Below are 17,092 nucleotides of genomic sequence, written 5' to 3' on the forward strand. Positions count from 1 at the left end.
CGGAGACGTCGTTGATATACATGTTCCGGACGCCGAAAATCATCGTATGGCTGAGGACGCCCTTTCGGGCCGCCATCGCGTGATAGCCGAGAAAGACGGCTCCCGCATAACTTCCGTCAAGCCCCTGCATCATCGAAAACGGTTTGACGTCGCCGGAAATCAATTTGCTGTCCGGGTGGAGATTTTCGATGATCAGATTGTTCATTTTCGAGTGGCTGTCGTTGACGATCACCTCGCTGAACCCTTCTTCAAAAGCGGTTTCGATGACGTGATTCGCCTCGGCCGTCATGATATGCTGGCCCCGGGTGTAGTTGTAGCGGCTGGAATCGACGAATGTCGCGTCCACCAGACCGGTAATGCCCTCCATATCAATGGATATGTACAATTTCATCTTCAAGTCCCTCCGATTGTCGTATTTGGGTATAAGAAAAACGTCTATCGACGTACCTTCAAAGAAGACAGACCGCGTTTAAAGGTATTTTTTCTTGCAATATCAGGAAGCTATGGCTCTGGAGTTTAAACTTTCTGATATTATAAGAAAAACGTCTATCGATGTACCCTCAAAGAAGACAGACCGCATTTAAAGGTAATTTTTCTTGCAATATCAGGAAGCTATGGCTCTGGAGTTTATACTTTCTGATATTATAAGAAAAAACGTCTATCGACGTACCTTCACAGAAGACAGACCGCGTTTAAAGGTAATTTTTCTTGCAATATCAGGAAGCTATGGCTCTGGAGTTTATACTTTCTGATATTATGAAAAAAACCCGGCAAACGTCATATGCCTGCGCTGCCCGGGCGTGCATATGTCATTTGCTGGGTTTTATTTACGCGTATGTCGCCATACTGATAAACAAAGCAGCGGTATGCAATTGGTGGATCACGGAAAATACGGAAATGAATCGTTCTGAATAGCTCTGCTCATGAATCCGGCGAAGTTTCCCTCGACGAAAGCGCCGATTTGTACTTCTTCTGCGCGTCCTTGAACGCCACGATGATCGCCTTCTGCGAAGAGCCGTAATACCTCGTCCGGATCTCTTCCGCTACCGGCTCAAGGGAAAGCATGCTCTTCCCGAGAAAGATGGAGCGTACAAATTGCGACGTGAGTGGAATCGTGGAGGAACAGGCGGCATCCACGATTTTGTGGCTGACGGTGTCCACGACCAGCCCGATAAAAAAGGCGCTGTACTGCTGGGTTATCGGATTATTCACCGAGGTCTGTGCATCGCCGACGATGTAGATCGTGTCTTTATCGTACAATTGACGCATCCCCCGTCTCCTCGCTCTCCTGCTGAACCCATAGGGATGTTCGATGGGCGGCATCGGACGACCTATAAGCCGCAAGGACAAGCTGATTTGTTATTTATTCTAACAAGGGACCCGCGTTTTTGTAAATACAAAGTTCATGCAAGCGCTTAATATTTTTTATTACGTCAGAAAACATCACATGTACTAGCCTTTCATATCTTCGGACCTTGACGCACTTGCCTTCCCGGCTCGGTTCGTACCCAGCAGCCAAGGCCAGGAACGTTTAGCCAAATGGACCGACAATCCGAACAGCAGCAGCGCATCCACCGCATGAAGCGCACGCAGCGAACCTGTCACATTTTGAATGGTGATGTGCTGCAGCGCAGTCAAGGCGAACAGCGCGAGCGGCCACCATCTTAGACCACCCCGGATATCCCCCAAGAAGGACAGGGCAAACATTACAATAAGAACGAACTCAAAAACGTTCGCAAAGACACGATGCAGCTGCAAATCGCCGGGATCCACCAAAATGCCAAGGCCGGCGAAAAACACCTGCACAACAACACAGGCGAGGTAACCCGCCGCCAACAATCCGTAGATCCTCCTTACGGTTCGGATCCGTACCGGCATCTTTGCAGCTCCTGCATCACCTGAGTTAAACTGCCGCCCAAGCTCCGATTTTGGGCCGAATCCTCCTTTTGCTTCATTTTTTCCCTGCCTTTCGTTCCTGCCACCCATTCCTTACCGCTCCCTTTCATCTTTTAACGTTGAGTCTTGCTTTGTCCCGCCTTGCTCCCCACGGTTTGAATACCGAAATGATAAATAACCCTGCCAGCGAAACGATCTGCAGAATGATCCCGGTCCACAGCTGTACGTTGTTCACCGTAAATTCCGGGCTGAGGATACCCTGCATTCCCGGCTCGGAGACATATTGTACAGCTTGCAGCGTCCAGAAATACATGCCGACGGGTCCGAGAATGACCAGAAGCAGCGTCAGGATTTCCTTGACGATGATCCAGTAATATTTGAACAATCCCCACGGCGTCCAGACCGACAGCATGATGCCGGTTACGAGCGTTGCGATCGTGGACACGCGCACCGTCTTTTCGGACAGCATATGCATGATGCTGTAGCATGCGCGAAATACGCCCTCATCCTCTGTGACGGCTGCCGTAATGCTCAAGAACAAGAAAATAACAGCCGTGCCCAGCATGACGGCCGAAAACAGCAAGTGCAGGGTCAGCAGCCATTTCCGCTGCTTCACCGTCATTTTTTTCATCCGATTCACCTCCTTCTTCAGCATAGATCCCGTTTCTAAACCGGCTCTAAACCGAATCTAAAAAAAGTATAAAAACACGCTCGGGCCTCCAAGCTCCGAAAACGCAAAAAGACCTTTACCGACAGTAAAGGCCTTCCCAAAACGCGTTATTAGGATCCATTGCGCATCTTCATCTATACATTAAAGCGGTAACCCACGCCCCAAATCGTCTCGATATATTGCGGCTTGGAGGGGTTCGCTTCGATTTTCTCCCTTAATTTGCTGATGTACACCGTGACGGTGGCGTTATCCCCCATAGCATCCAGTCCCCAAATTCGTTCGAACAGGTCGTCCTTGCTGAACAATCAGGACGACCCTGTGATCTACCGAGTGATGGCTGAGCTGGCGTGCAGGCACCGGATCCCGATCCGGAGATCGCAGATTGAACATCCTCATCTTTCCCCGCCTGCTCTGAAAATGACAGACCAGGTCCTTCTGGACACCTATGGCGACAGCGAAGGCCTGCAGCGGCTGCTGCGCTATATCCGCTCTGCTCCGGATGGGATTACCGAGATTATGTGCCATCCCGGTTACGTGAATGACGTGCTGCGGGGCTTGACCGAATGGACAGAGATCCGGGAGCGCGAGCTTCGGGTATTTACCAATCCCGAAATTGCTTGGACGATGCAAGCATGTTCCATTGAACCGGTGAACTTTAACGCGCTGAGGGAGCGCCCCGTTTTATCCGATGACGGAGTTTCATCCGCAGCCCCGCTTAAAAAAACCGCCGTCCCGCGAAGCTCTTTAGCGAAAAGGAGATCGCGCTCGTCGATCACGCAAACCGGCAGGCACGCAAACCATACACGCCGGCGCAGGCGTTCCGGAACCCCTTCCGGGAAGCCTCCCCTGCCGTAACATGCCGAAAGCCCTCCATGTGGAGGGCTTTCCATCGCATGATAAACCTCAAGGAATGTGCAAAAGGATTCAGCAGTTCATTCCTGCATTCACTTGGAACGACTCACGGCTGCGGGTGGACGCACCGTCACAAACGCGTCGTTTCCATAGGTTTACAGTTCGTTTAATAGCATAAACCCGCTTCAGGGGACGATACAGGTGTTTTGTTACGGATTTGGAAGGAACGGCAAAAAAGGAGAAGAAAGCATCTTCTTCTCCTTAGTCCACGGCGGTCAACCGAACGAATCGGCAGTAGATATGCTGCAATGAAACGGCTGCAAACGGTGGAAGGTACTTTCCGTGCACCGATGCAGTGCCAAGCATGCCGGTGCAATGACGACTAAGCTTCGTGGACTGCCTTGGCGAGGTTTTGAGCCGCGTACCGGTTGGCCGGGACCGGCAGCCTGAGATTCCCGCGCAGCGTATCGCTTTCGTACTCCGTCCGGTACAGGCCCCGCGCTTGAAGGATCGGCACCACGAGATCGACGAAATCGGCCAATCCGTTCGGCACCACGGTCCGGACATTGAAGCCGTCGGCCGCCCCTTCTTCAAACCATTCCTGAATCAGGTCGGCGACCCGCTCCGGCGTACCGATAAACGAGGTGCGCGGGGTCGAAGCCCGCAGCGCCACTTCGCGGAGCGTGAGCCCCTGCTCCCTGGCTTCCTGCTTGATTTTGTCCGTCGTGCTGCGGAAGCTGTTGCTGCCCAAATCGCCGATGTCCGGGAACGGCTCGTCCAAGGGGAATTGCGAAAAGTCGAAATGGTTGAAATAACGTCCCAAGTAATTCAGCGCCTGATCGATCGAAACGAGCTCCGCAATCTCGCGGTATTTCCGCTCCGCCTCCTCCTCAGTGCGGCCGACGATCGGCCCGATTCCCGGGAAGATCAGCAGCTCCTCCGGCTTGCGGCCGTACGATGCGGCTCGCCCTTTGACGTCCTGGTAGAAAGCGCGTGCTTCCTCCAGCGTCTCATGCGCGGTATAAATCGCATCCGCGGTGCGGGCCGCCAAATCCCTGCCGGACTCGGAGGATCCGGCTTGAAAGATGACCGGATGCCCCTGCTTTGACCGTGCGATGTTGAGCGGCCCCTGCACGGAAAAGTGCTTGCCTTGATGGTGCAGCGTATGCAGCTTGGACGGGTCGAAAAATACCCCTGCCGCCTTATCCCCGACAAACGCGTCATCCTCCCAGGAATCCCACAGCCCTTTGACGACCTCCACATGTTCCTCGGCGATTTCGTACCGCAGGGAATGCTGGGGATGCTCTCCCTTACCGAAATTGAGCGCAGAGCCCTCCAGCGGCGAGGTGACCACATTCCAACCCGCTCTGCCCCCGCTTAATTTATCGATGGAAGCGAACTGCCGGGCTACGGTAAACGGCTCGCTGTAGGATGTGGACAGGGTGGCTACGAGGCCGATATTCGTCGTCACGGCCGCCAGGGCGGACAACAGGGTCAGCGGCTCGAACCGGTTCAGAAAATGAGGATTGGATTTCTCGTTAATGTACAAACCGTCTGCGATGAACAGCAAATCGAATTTCCCCTCTTCCGCCTTCAGCGCCTGCTGCTTGTAAAACTCCAGGCTTACGCTCGCATCGGTGGGAATAGAGGGATGCCTCCAGAAAGAAATGCTGTTGCCGACGCCATTGAGATTTGCACCCAGCTTTAATTGCCTTTTGGTCATCGTACAGCCTCCTCCGGCCGGCTGAGGACCAGCTCGCCTTCGATCGCCTGGGGATCGCGGAGCAAATTGAAAATCGGGCAGACCCGTTCGACAGCCTCGTGCAGCGCCTGCAGCGTCTCCTCGCTTTCGTCCGATTCAATGATTAGCCGGTAGCGGATGTCATGCGGGTAGATAGGAATATGCTCGTATCCGGGTCTTCCCGCCAGCGGATGCATCTGCGCCTCCACTTCGACTTCCAGGCTGTGCAGGGACACCTCGCGTTCCGCGGCTTGAATGAGCGTAATATGCGTCAGGCAGCTGCCGAGCACGCCGAGCTGAAGCTCAGGTGACGAAGGCCCCAGGTCATAGCCGGCGAAGTCAGGCGGACTGTCGCTGATCACCCGGTAATCCCGGATCCGGATTTCGCGAACTCCGCTTCTTCCCTTGGCCGACACTTTGGCACGCAGCGTGTTGACGGCCTGCGCCGGCTCCGCTTCGGCCTTTGCTCGCCGGAGCAGCAGCGCATTCCTCTTTTGCTTCAAATACTTATTCAGATCAGCCATATTGGACTTCGCCTCCCACTGATATTTTCCGCCATGCCACCAACGGAATTTTCTATAAATCCTATAAGAAAAGTAGTAATTATAAATATAGGGGAACTCCAGCAGCTTGTGTAATAGAAAAATCCAATTCGCGCATGCAAAAATTTAAATCCACACAAAAAAGGCCGCCGAAAACGACGACCCAATGATCTAGCCTATTTGGGACAAACCTTAATTTGGAATAAATAGATTTCTCAGGGCGTTCATCCGCCATGCTCGGCCTAAAGTGCGTACTCTTTCAAAAGCTTTTCCGTCGTTTCGGCATCCGGCTCCTCTTCAACACCTGTATGCTGGGCCTTCCAGCAGGCCAGGCATTGCTCTTCGGTCGTGCACTCGTAAGCTTTCGGACAGGTATAACAGCAGTGGATCATAAACGTCGTCAGGTCGCGGAGTCGATTGATCTCGGTCATCACCGTTCACCTCTTCTCGTGATAGGACTGCTCATCCAGGTCATGATGCGAAAGACTGCCAGAGTTGTGAAACACTTCACATCATCGGGCGGAAGAGGCCGGGCTCCAAAGTTACAATGCTTGAAAGTCCGGCATTCGTGCTCTTTTCGGCTTCCCCCTGCAGTTTCATTATATATCCGAACATGAGTTGAAACTGTGACCTATATTACACTTGTGGCGTTCAAACGCTATTTTTCGAAAAATAACCGGATTTCCCTGCGCGCATGCTCCGGCGAATCGGATCCGTGGATGACATTCTCTTCAACGGCCAGCCCGAAGTCGCCACGGATCGTGCCGGGAGGCGCCTCAGCCGGATTGGTGGGACCGATGAGGGAACGCGTGTTAACCACCGCTTCCTTCCCTTCCACGATCATGGCAAAAACCGGTCCGGACGTAATATATTCGACCAGTTCTTCAAAGAACGGCTTGTCCTGAAGATGGCCGTAATGCACGCGCGCCGTTTCCTGGGAAATTTCCATGATTTCGCCGCGCAGCAGACGGAGTCCCTTCTTCTCAAAGCGGCTGACGATTTCGCCGACCAGCCCCCGCCGGACGCCGTCGGGTTTAATCATGACGAATGCTTTTTCGCTCATCGTTGTCATCTCCTTCTAGCCCCCATCTTACGGGTTAAGTCGAAAAAAAGAAGTGAGCTTTCTCACAGTTTCGCCGTTGATTTCGGCAGCGTCAACGTTACCGTCGTCCCGCTTCCCGGCGCGGAGTCGATCCGGAGACGGCCGCTGGCAATCCGGGCCCGCTCCGCCATACTGAAGCGTCCCACCCCTTGGGTTGGCAGAGACGGCTCGAAACCGGCCCCCTGGTCGCTGATGCGCACGGCAACCTCTTCTTCTTGCTCCCTGATCTCCACCTCAGCTTCGGAAACGTCGGCATATTTGGCGATATTGGTCAGCGCCTCCTGAATGACCCGGTAGATCACGGTTTCCTTCTGGATATCCAGACGCTTGCGCAAATTGCATTCAAACGCAACCTTGATCCCATAATGGGATGCATAGTTTTCGATATAAGTACGGATCGCAGGGACGATGCCGAGGTCATCCAAAACGGACGGCCGCAGTTCCCAGGCGAGCCCCCGGACTTCCTCGATCACCCCCGCGACGTGCTCACGGATCCCGCGAAGGTCTTCTTTCTCAGGCTCTGGGGAGGCAATGGCCCGGTCCAGCTGGATTAGCAGGGAAAATAAGCTCTGCCCGATGCCGTCATGGAGCTCGCGCGAAAATTTACGCCGCTCTTCTTCCTGAATGGTCATGACCTTGGCCAGCGTTTCCTGCAGCTCTTCCTCCACCTTTTTCAGGCGGGTGACTTCGTTGCGGATGGCCAAATATTGATAAGGCTTCCCGTCCTCGCCTATGAACGGGACAATCGTCGTGTTCACCCAATAATAAGTCCCGTCTTTGGCCCGGTTCCGGATATCTCCGGTCCAGACCCGCCCGGAGGAGATGGTGCTCCACAAGTCGCGCATAAACGCTTTGGAATGCGTCCCTGAATTGATGATCCGGTGGTCCTGGCCCAAGAGCTCGGAGCGGTCGTATTTCGAGATTTCGCAAAATTTATCGTTGACGTATTGGATCTTCCCCCGGCGATCGGTCACCGCCACGATCGAAGACTCGTCCAGAGCGAATTTGACATCCGCCAGCTGTTTCAGCGATTCCCGCAAGTCCGTGCGGAACCGGGATTCCGGGAGCTGCTCATCGAGCTGGGACAGAAGCGACTCGACATGCTCGGCGATGATCTTCCTTCCGGGTTCCGGTTGTTTATTCAAATTGCAGCAGCCCCTTCTTCATGGCGTATTTGATTAGCTCTGGCCGGGTTTTCAGCCCCAGCTTCTCCATCAGATTGCTCTTATGCGTCTCGACGGTCTTGACACTGATCACGAGCTGCTCGGCGATTTCTTTGTTGGCATAGCCCATGGCCGTCAGCGACAAGACCTCCTTCTCGCGTTCCGAGAGGCCGTCGAACAAATCGGTGCTCTCGCCCCTCCGCATCTGCTCCACATATTCGTTCATCAGCCGCTTCGTCGCCGTCGGATACAAATAGGCGTCACCTCCGGCGACCGTGCGGATCGCGGTAAGCAGCTCTTCATGGGGCGCGCTCTTGAGCACATATCCCGCGGCGCCGGCATGAATCGCCCGGAACAAGTATTCGTCGTCGTCATGCATGGTCAGAATGAGAACCGCCACGTCCGGCAGCTGCTGCTTGAGCTCGGTCGCCGCCGTTAACCCGTCCTTCCCGTGAGGCATGCTTAAGTCCATCAGGACAACGTCCGGCTGATGCTCAAGGGCCATGCGGATGCCTTCGTCCCTTGGATGCTTCAGCCGCCACCTCAATGTCGGGCGCCGCGCTCAGCAGCATGCGAAGCCCGGACCTGACCATGGCATGGTCGTCCACAATGATAATGTTGATCATGGCGTCCTCCTTTTGCTTTTATGATCTAATCATATCATTTCTTGCCGGGTTCACAGGCGCTTCGTCCGGATAGCGCGGACTTGATCCACGCCGTCTCCGTCTTGGCATATGCCCTGCCATCCCGTCTCCCTAGCAATAGAATACCGCTGCTGGCAGTGGAATGGCCAGTGGTTACCGGAAATGCCATACCGGAGAGCAGCTTTTCGGCGAGCATAACCGGACATTCTTCACGCATGAACGGGTTTTCCCCTTCGTGAGCCGTATATACCGTGCCATGGCGCATCACCATGCCGCCCAAACCAACGCCGGGCTTGATCATCATCTGCCGCACCCGGACATTGCTGCCCCCCAGGATGCGGTCCCATCCCATCCTGCGGGAGCTGCCGGCCGGCTGCGCATAAGCGATGAAATCGCTTCCGCTTTTCAGGCGAATCCATTCCAGCCGGCGGTCGAATTCGTCGTCTGTCACTGCCCTTTCCATGCATATCCCCCTCTATCGAGTCGTGCGCTTCATGAACATCGATATTCCTATTTTCCCAATAGTTCTATTGAAAATAGAAACGTCTAGCGACGTACATTCTATGAATCCGGACCGCGTTTAGTTGAAGTTTTTTTGCGAGATCCGGATGTTTAGCCTCGTCCGTTTATATTTTCTGATTTCTAAAAAAGCCCGCCTGTTTGATGTAAGGGGATCCCCCGATTCCCCGCTCAGGGAGCTGCCACCTATATATGCAAAACGGCCAGCTTGGTTTGTAATGTGGGCTCACTCCGTACGGAATGCCTGCTGCGCAGCAAAAGGAAGACCAGGCAGCAGCTGCCCGGTCTTCCCTACTCCGGTCCGGATTACATACGGCATATTTCTTTCGGACAGTTCTCGCAGCGGCAAATATCACGCAGATAGTGAAGGTCCTTGATAATGATATGGCCATCCACCGTTTCGATCACGTCTTCCTTTTTCAAATCGCTCAGCATCCGGTTCACACTTTCGCGCGTGGCCCCGATCATGTCGGCCATTTCGGAATTGTTGATTTTCAAATCGATATAGACGCCTTCTTCCCGCTCCGTTCCATACGAATTCCCAAGGCGAATCAACAGCGAACAGAGCGCTCCCGTCTTGCCGAACATCATGAGATCGCGGAATTTGGTTTGCGTCAAACGATGCATCAGGCCCATCCATTTCATGAACTCGACGGCCAGATCGCCGTGCTGCCAGAGCAGAACCTCCAGGTCTTTGCGCTGAATGACCCCGACCTTGGCATCCTCCATGACCTCGGCGCTGAAGCTGTGCACCGAATCCTGAAACGGATCCATCTGTCCGACCAGATCCCCTTCATGATGCAGATACAGCGTCAAAGCCCGCCCGCTGTCCGAGGTCTTCGTCGTTCTCACCCGGCCCTCGATGATGAAATACAGCTTGTCGGCCGGATCGCCTTCCCAGAACAGGCAGCTGCCCTTTTCCGCGCTGCGCTTATACATGATGCTCTCCAGCTTCTCGAAGCTCTCTTGTGACAGCAGCGGCTCCAAGCCCTCCCGGCGATGCTTCGCCTGTGTTCCCGTCACGGTCTGCCCCATCGTTCATTTCCCCTTCCGCACATCTTTGCCTTTATCATAACCCTTCGGGATGGATTAACCTATCGGGGGATGCACTGATTTTTCATAGGGGTAACCCCCTGATCCTATGAGAAAAATCACACCCTAACTCGGTAAGTCGCTTAGGGCAGCCCCGTCAACGGAACGACGTAGCGCTCAGGAAATATCCGGACGGATTCGGAAGGAACCGAGGGGCAGAGAGTAATCCGGCGAACGATTCGGCAATAGCGCCGGGGCTAAGGGCTGCCGCTTCCTATTCCCGGCACGCTTCTCGCTATTATGACCGGGACGCCGCCACCCTCCGCGCCGCTTCGATCAGCTCTCTTGCGCGCTCCACCTCGCGGTCGGTTGGCGTAGGCACCTCTTCCAGCGCGTACGTTCTACCTAACTGCTGCCATTTGTATACGCCCATCCGGTGATAGGGCAGCAGCTCGACTTTCTCCACATTGCGCAGGTGTCCGATAAATTCCCCCAGCAGCGTCAGATCTCCTGCCTGATCGGTGATCCCCGGTATCAGAACATGTCTAATCCATACCGGCTTCCCGATGGCGGACAGCCATGCCGCAAATTTCAGGATCCGGTCATTCGGCTGGGAGGTCAGCCGCTCATGCTTCTCGTTGTTCAGCTGCTTCAGATCGAGCAGGACCAGATCCGTATACTGCATCAGCTCGCCTGCATGAGACGGTTCGCAGAAACCTGAGCTGTCGAGCGCCGTATGCAGGCCGAACCGCTCCTTGCAAGCCTTGAACAGCTGCGCCACAAAAGGCGCCTGAAGCGTCGGTTGCCCCCCGTCACCGTGATGCCGCACCCGAGCTTTTATAGTAAGGCACATAGGGTTCGATTTCCCGGAGAATCTCCTCGACGGTAACTTGGCGTCCTCCCTTCGTATCCCATGTATCGGGGTTATGGCAAAATTGGCACTGCAGCGCGCAGCCCTGCATGAACAGGACGAAGCGGATGCCCGGTCCGTCCACCGTACCGAAGGTGTCCATGGAATGTATTCTGCCTTTCATGCGGGCCACGCTCCTCTCTTGATGACAACTTTTGATTTCATTGCTTTATTGCTTTGCGAATCGTAACGGTAACGCTCAGATCTCTCCGTGGAACGTGCGGCTGATGACATCCAGCTGCTGCTCCCGCGTCAGCTTAATGAAGTTGACCGCATACCCGGATACCCGGATGGTCAGCTGCGGATAGTTCTCCGGATGCTCCATTGCATCCAGCAGCTGCTCGCGGTTAAAGACGTTGACGTTCAGATGATGTCCGCCGCTTGCGGTATAGCCGTCCAGCAGCGCCGCCAGGTTGCTGTGTCTGGCTGCGTCCTCTTTGCCGAGCGCCTTCGGAATGATCGAGAATGTATTGGAAATGCCGTCCAGGCTGTGCTCGTAAGGGATTTTGGCAACCGAAGCCAGCGAAGCGAGCGCGCCTTTGCGGTCGCGTCCGTGCATCGGGTTCGCGCCCGGTGCAAACGGCTGTCCGGCCTTGCGGCCGTCCGGCGTGCTGCCTGTCTTCTTGCCGTATACGACGTTAGACGTAATCGTCAGAACCGACATGGTCGGAATCGCGCCGCGGTATGTTTTATGCTTGCGCAGCCGGTTCATGAACCCTTCTGCCAGCTCCACGGCGAGCTGGTCGACTCGGTCGTCGTTGTTGCCGTATTGCGGATACTCGCCTTCGATTTCAAAATCGACCGCGATCCCTTTTTCGTTGCGGATCGGGCGAACCTTCGCGTAACGAATGGCGCTCAGGCTGTCGGCCACGACCGACAGGCCGGCGATGCCGCAGGCCATCGTCCGGACAATATCCCGGTCATGAAGGGCCATTTCGATGCGCTCGTAGCAGTATTTGTCATGCATGTAGTGGATGACGTTCAGCGTGTTGATGTACAACTTCGCCAGCCAATCCTGGATGACGTCGAACTTCGCTTTCACTTCCTCATAGTCCAGCACCTCGGACGTGATCGGCGCGATGGCCGGTCCGACCTGGGCGCCGCTCTTCTCGTCGACGCCGCCGTTGACGGCGTACAAGAGCGCCTTGGCCAGATTGGCCCGGGCTCCGAAGAACTGCATCTGCTTGCCGATCCGCATCGCGGATACGCAGCAGGCGATGCCGTAATCGTCGCCGAAGTGCGGACGCATCAGGTCGTCGTTCTCGTACTGGATCGAACTGGTCTCGGCCGACACTTTGGCGCAGAACTTCTTGAAGTTCTCCGGCAGCTGTGCCGACCACAGCACCGTCAGGTTCGGCTCGGGCGCAGGTCCCAGGTTGTAGAGGGTATGCAGGAAGCGGAAGGAGTTCCGCGTCACGCGCGTCTTGCCGTCAAGCCCCATGCCGCCGACCGACTCGGTCACCCATGTCGGATCGCCGCTGAACAGCTCGTTGTAGTCCGGCGTGCGCAAAAATTTGACGATCCGCAGCTTCATGACGAAATGGTCGACGATCTCCTGCGCCAGGCTCTCCGTCAGCGTGCCTTCCGCGAGGTCGCGCTCGATATAAATGTCCAGGAAGCTGGATACCCGGCCGAGGCTCATCGCCGCTCCGTTCTGCTCCTTAATGGCTGCCAGATAAGCGAAGTAGAGCCACTGCACCGCCTCTTTGGCGTTCATCGCGGGTCTCGAGATATCATGTCCGTAAGATGCGGCCATCGCCTTCAGCTCGCCGAGGCTTCGGATCTGTTCGGACAGCTCTTCGCGCAGCCGGATGACGTCTTCGCTCATCTCGTCGACTTCGAGCTGGAGCAGCTCCTCCTTCTTGCCCTGGATGAGGCGGTCGACACCGTACAGCGCCACGCGGCGGTAGTCGCCGATAATCCGGCCCCGTCCGTAGGCATCCGGAAGGCCCGTGATAATGCCGGCCTTGCGGGCTGCTCGCATCTCGGACGTATAGGCGTCAAACACGCCTTGGTTATGCGTCTTGCGCAGATCGGTAAAAATGCGCTCCAGCTCCGGGTTCAATTGATACCCGTATGCATTGCAGGCATCGACGACCATCCGGATACCGCCGAACGGCTGAACGGCACGCTTAAGCGGTGCGTCGGTCTGCAATCCGACGATGGTTTCCTTGTCTTGGTCGATGTATCCCGGTGCATGCGAGGTTATGGTGGAGACCGTGTTCACGTCCACGTCGTGAACACCGCCCCGCTCCCGCTCTTCCTTCAACAGCTGGCTGACCTGCTCCCACAGCTCCAGCGTGTTCTCTGTTGGCGGCGCAAGGAACTGCTCATCGCCCTCATACGGTGTGAGGTTGCACCCGATAAATGAATTGATGTCAATATTCTTCTGCCAGCTGCCTCCCGCAAAACCGCGCCATGCCTCCTCGAATCCAGCCCGGTTCTTTACTTCGCTTTCTTTCATCGCCATGATCAAGCACCTCCGTTTTCTATGCTTTCATGTTACTTTTTTCACAGGTTAAAGACAGTGATTTTTCTCACTCTTTTCACTTTTCTCACCATCTTCGCTGCCGCATATTTTTATTTGAACGATTTTGATGCTTTCCCTTCGTCAGCCAAAAGTTCGGTCAGCGCATCTCCCCAAGCATCTTCGAGTGTGCGAACGAAGCCGCCGTCCATGCCTTGATATCCGAAATCCGTTTCCGCAACCGTCAGATAACGAAGCTGGCGAACCAGACCCTCAGCTTCCGTATGGCCGCTCTCCAAAAACTGCCCAAAATACACGGCGCAGGAGCGTTCATAAATACCGTGAAGCGGATGGAGCCTGCCGCCGATCATCGGCAGGACGGCGTCGAGCCCGTCCTCCAGCCTCAGCGCCATCAGCTCAGCGGCGTCGGCCGAGGGATACGGCATGTGGCACCCGATGATCCACACGGCCCGGTGTTTAGACAGGGAGAGGCCCGCGTGCATGCCGCCAAGCATTCCTTTTCCGACATAATAATCCGTAATGATCCGGATATCCCGGTCCACCTGGCGAAGCAGCGGCCGGGGATCGTCCGTCACAATCGTAATCTCGCCGCAGCACTTCCGCATTTCACGGATCTGCCGCTGCAGCAGCGTTTCTCCTTGAATCATCCGGAATAGGGTAGGTGCGCCTTTCGTAGAACCCATGATTGCCGCCTGCCAAAATAACGCCGGACAGCATATGAATCACTCCTTTCCACTGCGATCAACGCACATCACGATTCTGAAACAGAAGGCTGCCGACGCTTTCGGTCGGCAGCCGGCTGGATCATGCGGTGCAGCTCCTAGAATTTGCCGTAGAAGGCGTTCCGGTAAACGTCCGCCAGTTCGCTGACCAGCGGCATCCGCGGGTTGGCCGTCGTGCACTGGTCTTCGAACGCACGGTCGGCCAAATAATCCACTTTGGCCTCGAAATCTGCCGGATCAAAGCCGAGATCCTGGAATTTCTCCGGAATGCCCAGCGACTGGTTCAGCTTGCGCACCGCCTCGATCAGGCTGTTGACGCCTTCCTCTGTATTCCGGGACGGCAGACCGAGGATCCGGGCGATTTCCGCATAGCGCAGGTCGGCCACGAAATGGTTGTATTTCGGGAAGGACGCGAACTTCGTCGGTTTCTGCGCATTGTACCGGATGACATGCGGCATCAGGATCGCATTCGTCCGCCCGTGGGCCGTATGGTACTGGCCGCCCCACTTGTGGGCCAGGCTGTGGTTGATGCCGAGGAAGGCGTTGGCAAACGCCATGCCGGCAATCGTCGACGCGTTATGCATCTTCTCCCTGGCCAGCGGATCCGCCGTGTGGAAGGACTTTTCCAGATTTTCAAACACCAGCCGAATCGCATGAAGCGCAAGCCCGTCGGTGTAATCGCTCGCCATGACGGAAACGTACGCCTCGATGGCATGCGTAAGGACGTCCATGCCGGTGTCGGCCACCGCCGTTTTCGGCAGGCTGTACACGAATTCCGGGTCGATGATCGCCACGTCCGGCGTCAGCTCGTAGTCCGCAAGCGGATACTTCGTGTTCCCCTCCTTCTTGTCCGTGATGACCGCAAAAGAGGTCACTTCCGAGCCGGTGCCCGAAGTGGTCGGGATCGCAACAAACTGGGCTTTTTCGCCAAGGCGCGGGTATTTATAGACCCGCTTGCGGATATCCATGAACTTCTGCTTCAGCGAATGGAAGCTGGTGTCCGGATATTCGTAGAAGAGCCACATCGCCTTGGCCGCATCCATCGGGGAGCCGCCGCCAAGTGCGATAATGCAGTCGGGCTTAAAGCTCTCCATCAGCCTCGTGCCGCGCTCTACCGTCTCGACGGACGGATCCGGCTCCACGTCGGAAAACACTTCGAACGCTACCGGGTTGACGCGTTTGCGCAGGTAGTACTCCACCTTTTCGACGTATCCCAGCTTGACCATCATCTCGTCGGTGACGACCAGCACACGGGAAATGTTCGGCATTTTCTCAAGGTACTGCGTCGCGCCCTTCTCAAAATAGACCTTCGGCGGAACCTTGAACCACTGCATGTTGACCGTCCGGTAGGCCACGCGCTTCACGTTAATCAGGTTCACCGACGTGACGTTGGACGTCGTCGAGTTGTGTCCGTACGAACCGCAGCCGAGCGTCAGCGACGGCAGGTTCGTGTTGTAGATGTCGCCGATCGCCCCATGCGTCGAAGGCGAGTTGACGATCACGCGCCCGGTCTGCAGGCGGTTGGCGAACGCCTGGATGACGGCGTCATCGTTCGAATGGATGACGGACGAGTGTCCCATGCCGCCGAATTGGACCACTTCGGCCGCGCGCTCGATGCCCTGCGCCGCCGTCTTGACCTTATAGCAGGCAAGCACTGGGCTCAGCTTCTCTGCGGACAGCGGGTAGGCCTGACCGACGCCCGCCAGCTCGGCCACGAGGATTTTGGTGTCCTGCGGCACCTGAATGCCGGACATTTCGGCGATTTTTACCGCCGACTGGCCGACGATGACCCCGTTCACCGCGCACTTCTCGCTGTTGATGACCAGCTTGGACACGGCCTCGGTTTCGGCCTTGTTCAGGAAGTAGCAGCCGCTGTCCTTCATCAGCTTCCGGACCTGGTCGTACACCGGCTCCTCGATAATGACCGCCTGCTCGGATGCGCAGATCATGCCGTTGTCGAACGTCTTCGAGAGAATCAAGTCGGTCACGGCTTGCTTCAAATCCGCAGACTGCTCAATGAAGCAGGGAACGTTGCCAGGTCCAACGCCGAGCGCGGGTTTGCCCGTGCTGTAAGCGGATTTCACCATCGCCGAGCCTCCGGTTGCCAGCACGAGCGCCACATCGGTGTGGTTCATCAGCAGCTGCGTCGCTTCCAGGGACGGCGTTTCAATCCACTGCACGCAGTGCTCCGGCGCGCCGGCCGCGATTCCGGCGTCACGCAGCGTGCGGGCTGCTTCAGCGCTGCACTTTTGGGCGGAAGGGTGGAAGGCAAAGATGATCGGATTGCGCGTCTTCGTAGCGATCAGCGTCTTGAACATGGTCGTGGACGTCGGGTTCGTCACCGGTGTAACACCGGCGATGATGCCGACCGGCTCGGCGACCTTCTTGTAGCTCTCAAACGCGTTTTCCTCGATAACGCCGACCGTCTTGTCATGCTTGATGCTGTGATAGATGTATTCCGTCGCGAATATATTCTTGGTGATTTTGTCCTCGTAGACGCCCCGGCCGGTCTCCTCGACCGCCATCTTCGCGAGCGGCATGTGCCGGTCCAAGCCGGCCAGCGCCATCGCCTGTACGATTTCGTCAATTTCCTCTTGATTCATGTTCAGGTACGCTTCCTGCGCCTTCCTGGCGCGGGCGACCAATCGGTTCACTTCTTCTTGGGCGGAGTTCTTTGTTTCCAGCTTGCTTTCTTTAACAGCCATCGTTTTCTCCTCCTTGGAGACCTTTACCGGTCCCTCATCTCCTTGATGAGTTCATCCTACTGGAACCCCAGGGGGGCTAACTATGACATTACTCACATCGATCCAT

Annotated in this window: 15 protein-coding genes and 3 pseudogenes; 1 reads left to right on the forward strand and 17 read right to left on the reverse strand. The window is 55.8% G+C overall.

Translation table 11 applies throughout. The annotated features are described in order from the left end of the window. The 5 genes and pseudogenes from CPT76_RS18070 to CPT76_RS18095 form a co-directional block, all read right to left on the reverse strand. Window positions 1-391 (reverse strand): M55 family metallopeptidase (locus CPT76_RS18070; protein WP_181152906.1); only part of this gene is annotated, 391 nt, incomplete at its 3' end. Window positions 392-921: 530 nt separating this feature from the next. Further along, window positions 922-1,260, reverse strand: coding sequence for a DUF3870 domain-containing protein (locus CPT76_RS18080; protein WP_076169587.1), 339 nt, complete (start codon window positions 1,258-1,260; stop codon window positions 922-924). Window positions 1,261-1,452: 192 nt separating this feature from the next. After that, window positions 1,453-1,878 carry a DUF6220 domain-containing protein gene (locus CPT76_RS18085; protein WP_146116270.1) on the reverse strand — a complete coding sequence of 142 codons (426 nt, stop codon included), beginning with the start codon at window positions 1,876-1,878 and terminating at the stop codon, window positions 1,453-1,455. Window positions 1,879-2,002: 124 nt separating this feature from the next. Continuing rightward, on the reverse strand, window positions 2,003-2,527 hold the full coding sequence (locus CPT76_RS18090; RefSeq protein ID WP_105443822.1) for a DUF2269 family protein: 525 nt from the start codon (window positions 2,525-2,527) through the stop codon (window positions 2,003-2,005). Between the two features lie 173 nt (window positions 2,528-2,700). After that, window positions 2,701-2,871 (reverse strand): annotated as a pseudogene (locus CPT76_RS18095) (winged helix-turn-helix domain-containing protein); the annotation flags it as partial. Between the two features lie 13 nt (window positions 2,872-2,884). Here CPT76_RS18095 and CPT76_RS18100 point away from each other — a divergent pair. Beyond that, on the forward strand, window positions 2,885-3,421 hold the full coding sequence (locus CPT76_RS18100) for a ChbG/HpnK family deacetylase (protein ID WP_181152907.1): 537 nt from the start codon (window positions 2,885-2,887) through the stop codon (window positions 3,419-3,421). Between the two features lie 379 nt (window positions 3,422-3,800). On the opposite strand, the gene CPT76_RS18105 is transcribed toward CPT76_RS18100, so the two are convergent. From CPT76_RS18105 to adhE, 12 genes and pseudogenes are all read right to left on the reverse strand, one after another. Further along, entirely contained in the window at window positions 3,801-5,141 is a 1,341-nt protein-coding gene (locus CPT76_RS18105; RefSeq protein WP_105443824.1) for an LLM class flavin-dependent oxidoreductase, read from the reverse strand. Continuing rightward, window positions 5,138-5,683: an OsmC family protein gene (locus CPT76_RS18110; RefSeq protein ID WP_105443825.1), complete on the reverse strand. Its 546-nt coding sequence runs from the start codon at window positions 5,681-5,683 to the stop codon at window positions 5,138-5,140. Before CPT76_RS18110 ends, CPT76_RS18105 begins: the two co-directional genes overlap by 4 nt. 260 nt (window positions 5,684-5,943) lie before the next feature. Beyond that, window positions 5,944-6,132: a hypothetical protein gene (locus tag CPT76_RS18115; RefSeq protein WP_105443826.1), complete on the reverse strand. Its 189-nt coding sequence runs from the start codon at window positions 6,130-6,132 to the stop codon at window positions 5,944-5,946. Window positions 6,133-6,359: 227 nt separating this feature from the next. Continuing rightward, window positions 6,360-6,764: a nucleoside-diphosphate kinase gene (ndk, locus tag CPT76_RS18120; protein ID WP_105443827.1), complete on the reverse strand. Its 405-nt coding sequence runs from the start codon at window positions 6,762-6,764 to the stop codon at window positions 6,360-6,362. A 62-nt stretch (window positions 6,765-6,826) separates the two neighbouring features. Then, the gene (locus tag CPT76_RS18125) at window positions 6,827-7,948 is read right to left on the reverse strand and encodes a sensor histidine kinase (protein ID WP_105443828.1); all 1,122 of its coding nucleotides are present in this window, start codon (window positions 7,946-7,948) and stop codon (window positions 6,827-6,829) included. Continuing rightward, window positions 7,941-8,592, reverse strand: a pseudogene (locus CPT76_RS18130) (response regulator transcription factor). Before CPT76_RS18130 ends, CPT76_RS18125 begins: the two are co-directional and overlap by 8 nt. Before the next feature lie 34 nt (window positions 8,593-8,626). Next, window positions 8,627-9,073 carry a hypothetical protein gene (locus CPT76_RS18135; protein ID WP_105443829.1) on the reverse strand — a complete coding sequence of 149 codons (447 nt, stop codon included), beginning with the start codon at window positions 9,071-9,073 and terminating at the stop codon, window positions 8,627-8,629. Between the two features lie 362 nt (window positions 9,074-9,435). After that, window positions 9,436-10,164 (reverse strand): Crp/Fnr family transcriptional regulator, encoded by a 729-nt coding sequence (locus CPT76_RS18140; RefSeq protein ID WP_105443830.1) that lies wholly within the window; start codon window positions 10,162-10,164, stop codon window positions 9,436-9,438. A 295-nt stretch (window positions 10,165-10,459) separates the two neighbouring features. Next, window positions 10,460-11,195: pseudogene (pflA, locus tag CPT76_RS18145) on the reverse strand (pyruvate formate-lyase-activating protein). 75 nt (window positions 11,196-11,270) lie between these two features. Next, window positions 11,271-13,541, reverse strand: a complete 2,271-nt coding sequence (gene pflB / locus CPT76_RS18150; protein ID WP_105443831.1) for a formate C-acetyltransferase — start codon at window positions 13,539-13,541, stop codon at window positions 11,271-11,273. Between the two features lie 110 nt (window positions 13,542-13,651). After that, window positions 13,652-14,242: a molybdenum cofactor guanylyltransferase gene (gene mobA / locus CPT76_RS18155; RefSeq protein WP_258168571.1), complete on the reverse strand. Its 591-nt coding sequence runs from the start codon at window positions 14,240-14,242 to the stop codon at window positions 13,652-13,654. Window positions 14,243-14,379: 137 nt separating this feature from the next. Then, a complete protein-coding gene (adhE, locus tag CPT76_RS18160) occupies window positions 14,380-16,986 on the reverse strand; it encodes a bifunctional acetaldehyde-CoA/alcohol dehydrogenase (protein ID WP_105443832.1) in 2,607 nt (868 codons plus the stop codon). Window positions 16,987-17,092: the final 106 nt, after the last annotated feature.

The organism is Paenibacillus sp. AR247, from assembly GCF_002968895.1.
GTDB lineage: Bacteria > Bacillota > Bacilli > Paenibacillales > Paenibacillaceae > Paenibacillus_AQ > Paenibacillus_AQ favisporus.

What these genes read in the sequence shown, in the direction of transcription:
- adhE (WP_105443832.1), bottom strand. Translation starts at nt 16,986, where the DNA reads ATGGCTGTTAAAGAAAGCAAGCTGGAAACAAAGAACTCCGCCCAAGAA.
- CPT76_RS18140 (WP_105443830.1), bottom strand. Translation starts at nt 10,164, where the DNA reads ATGGGGCAGACCGTGACGGGAACACAGGCGAAGCATCGCCGGGAGGGC.
- CPT76_RS18110 (WP_105443825.1), bottom strand. Translation starts at nt 5,683, where the DNA reads ATGGCTGATCTGAATAAGTATTTGAAGCAAAAGAGGAATGCGCTGCTG.
- mobA (WP_258168571.1), bottom strand. Translation starts at nt 14,242, where the DNA reads ATGGGTTCTACGAAAGGCGCACCTACCCTATTCCGGATGATTCAAGGA.
- pflB (WP_105443831.1), bottom strand. Translation starts at nt 13,541, where the DNA reads ATGGCGATGAAAGAAAGCGAAGTAAAGAACCGGGCTGGATTCGAGGAG.
- CPT76_RS18085 (WP_146116270.1), bottom strand. Translation starts at nt 1,878, where the DNA reads ATGCCGGTACGGATCCGAACCGTAAGGAGGATCTACGGATTGTTGGCG.
- CPT76_RS18105 (WP_105443824.1), bottom strand. Translation starts at nt 5,141, where the DNA reads ATGACCAAAAGGCAATTAAAGCTGGGTGCAAATCTCAATGGCGTCGGC.
- ndk (WP_105443827.1), bottom strand. Translation starts at nt 6,764, where the DNA reads ATGAGCGAAAAAGCATTCGTCATGATTAAACCCGACGGCGTCCGGCGG.
- CPT76_RS18135 (WP_105443829.1), bottom strand. Translation starts at nt 9,073, where the DNA reads ATGGAAAGGGCAGTGACAGACGACGAATTCGACCGCCGGCTGGAATGG.
- CPT76_RS18090 (WP_105443822.1), bottom strand. Translation starts at nt 2,527, where the DNA reads ATGAAAAAAATGACGGTGAAGCAGCGGAAATGGCTGCTGACCCTGCAC.
- CPT76_RS18115 (WP_105443826.1), bottom strand. Translation starts at nt 6,132, where the DNA reads ATGACCGAGATCAATCGACTCCGCGACCTGACGACGTTTATGATCCAC.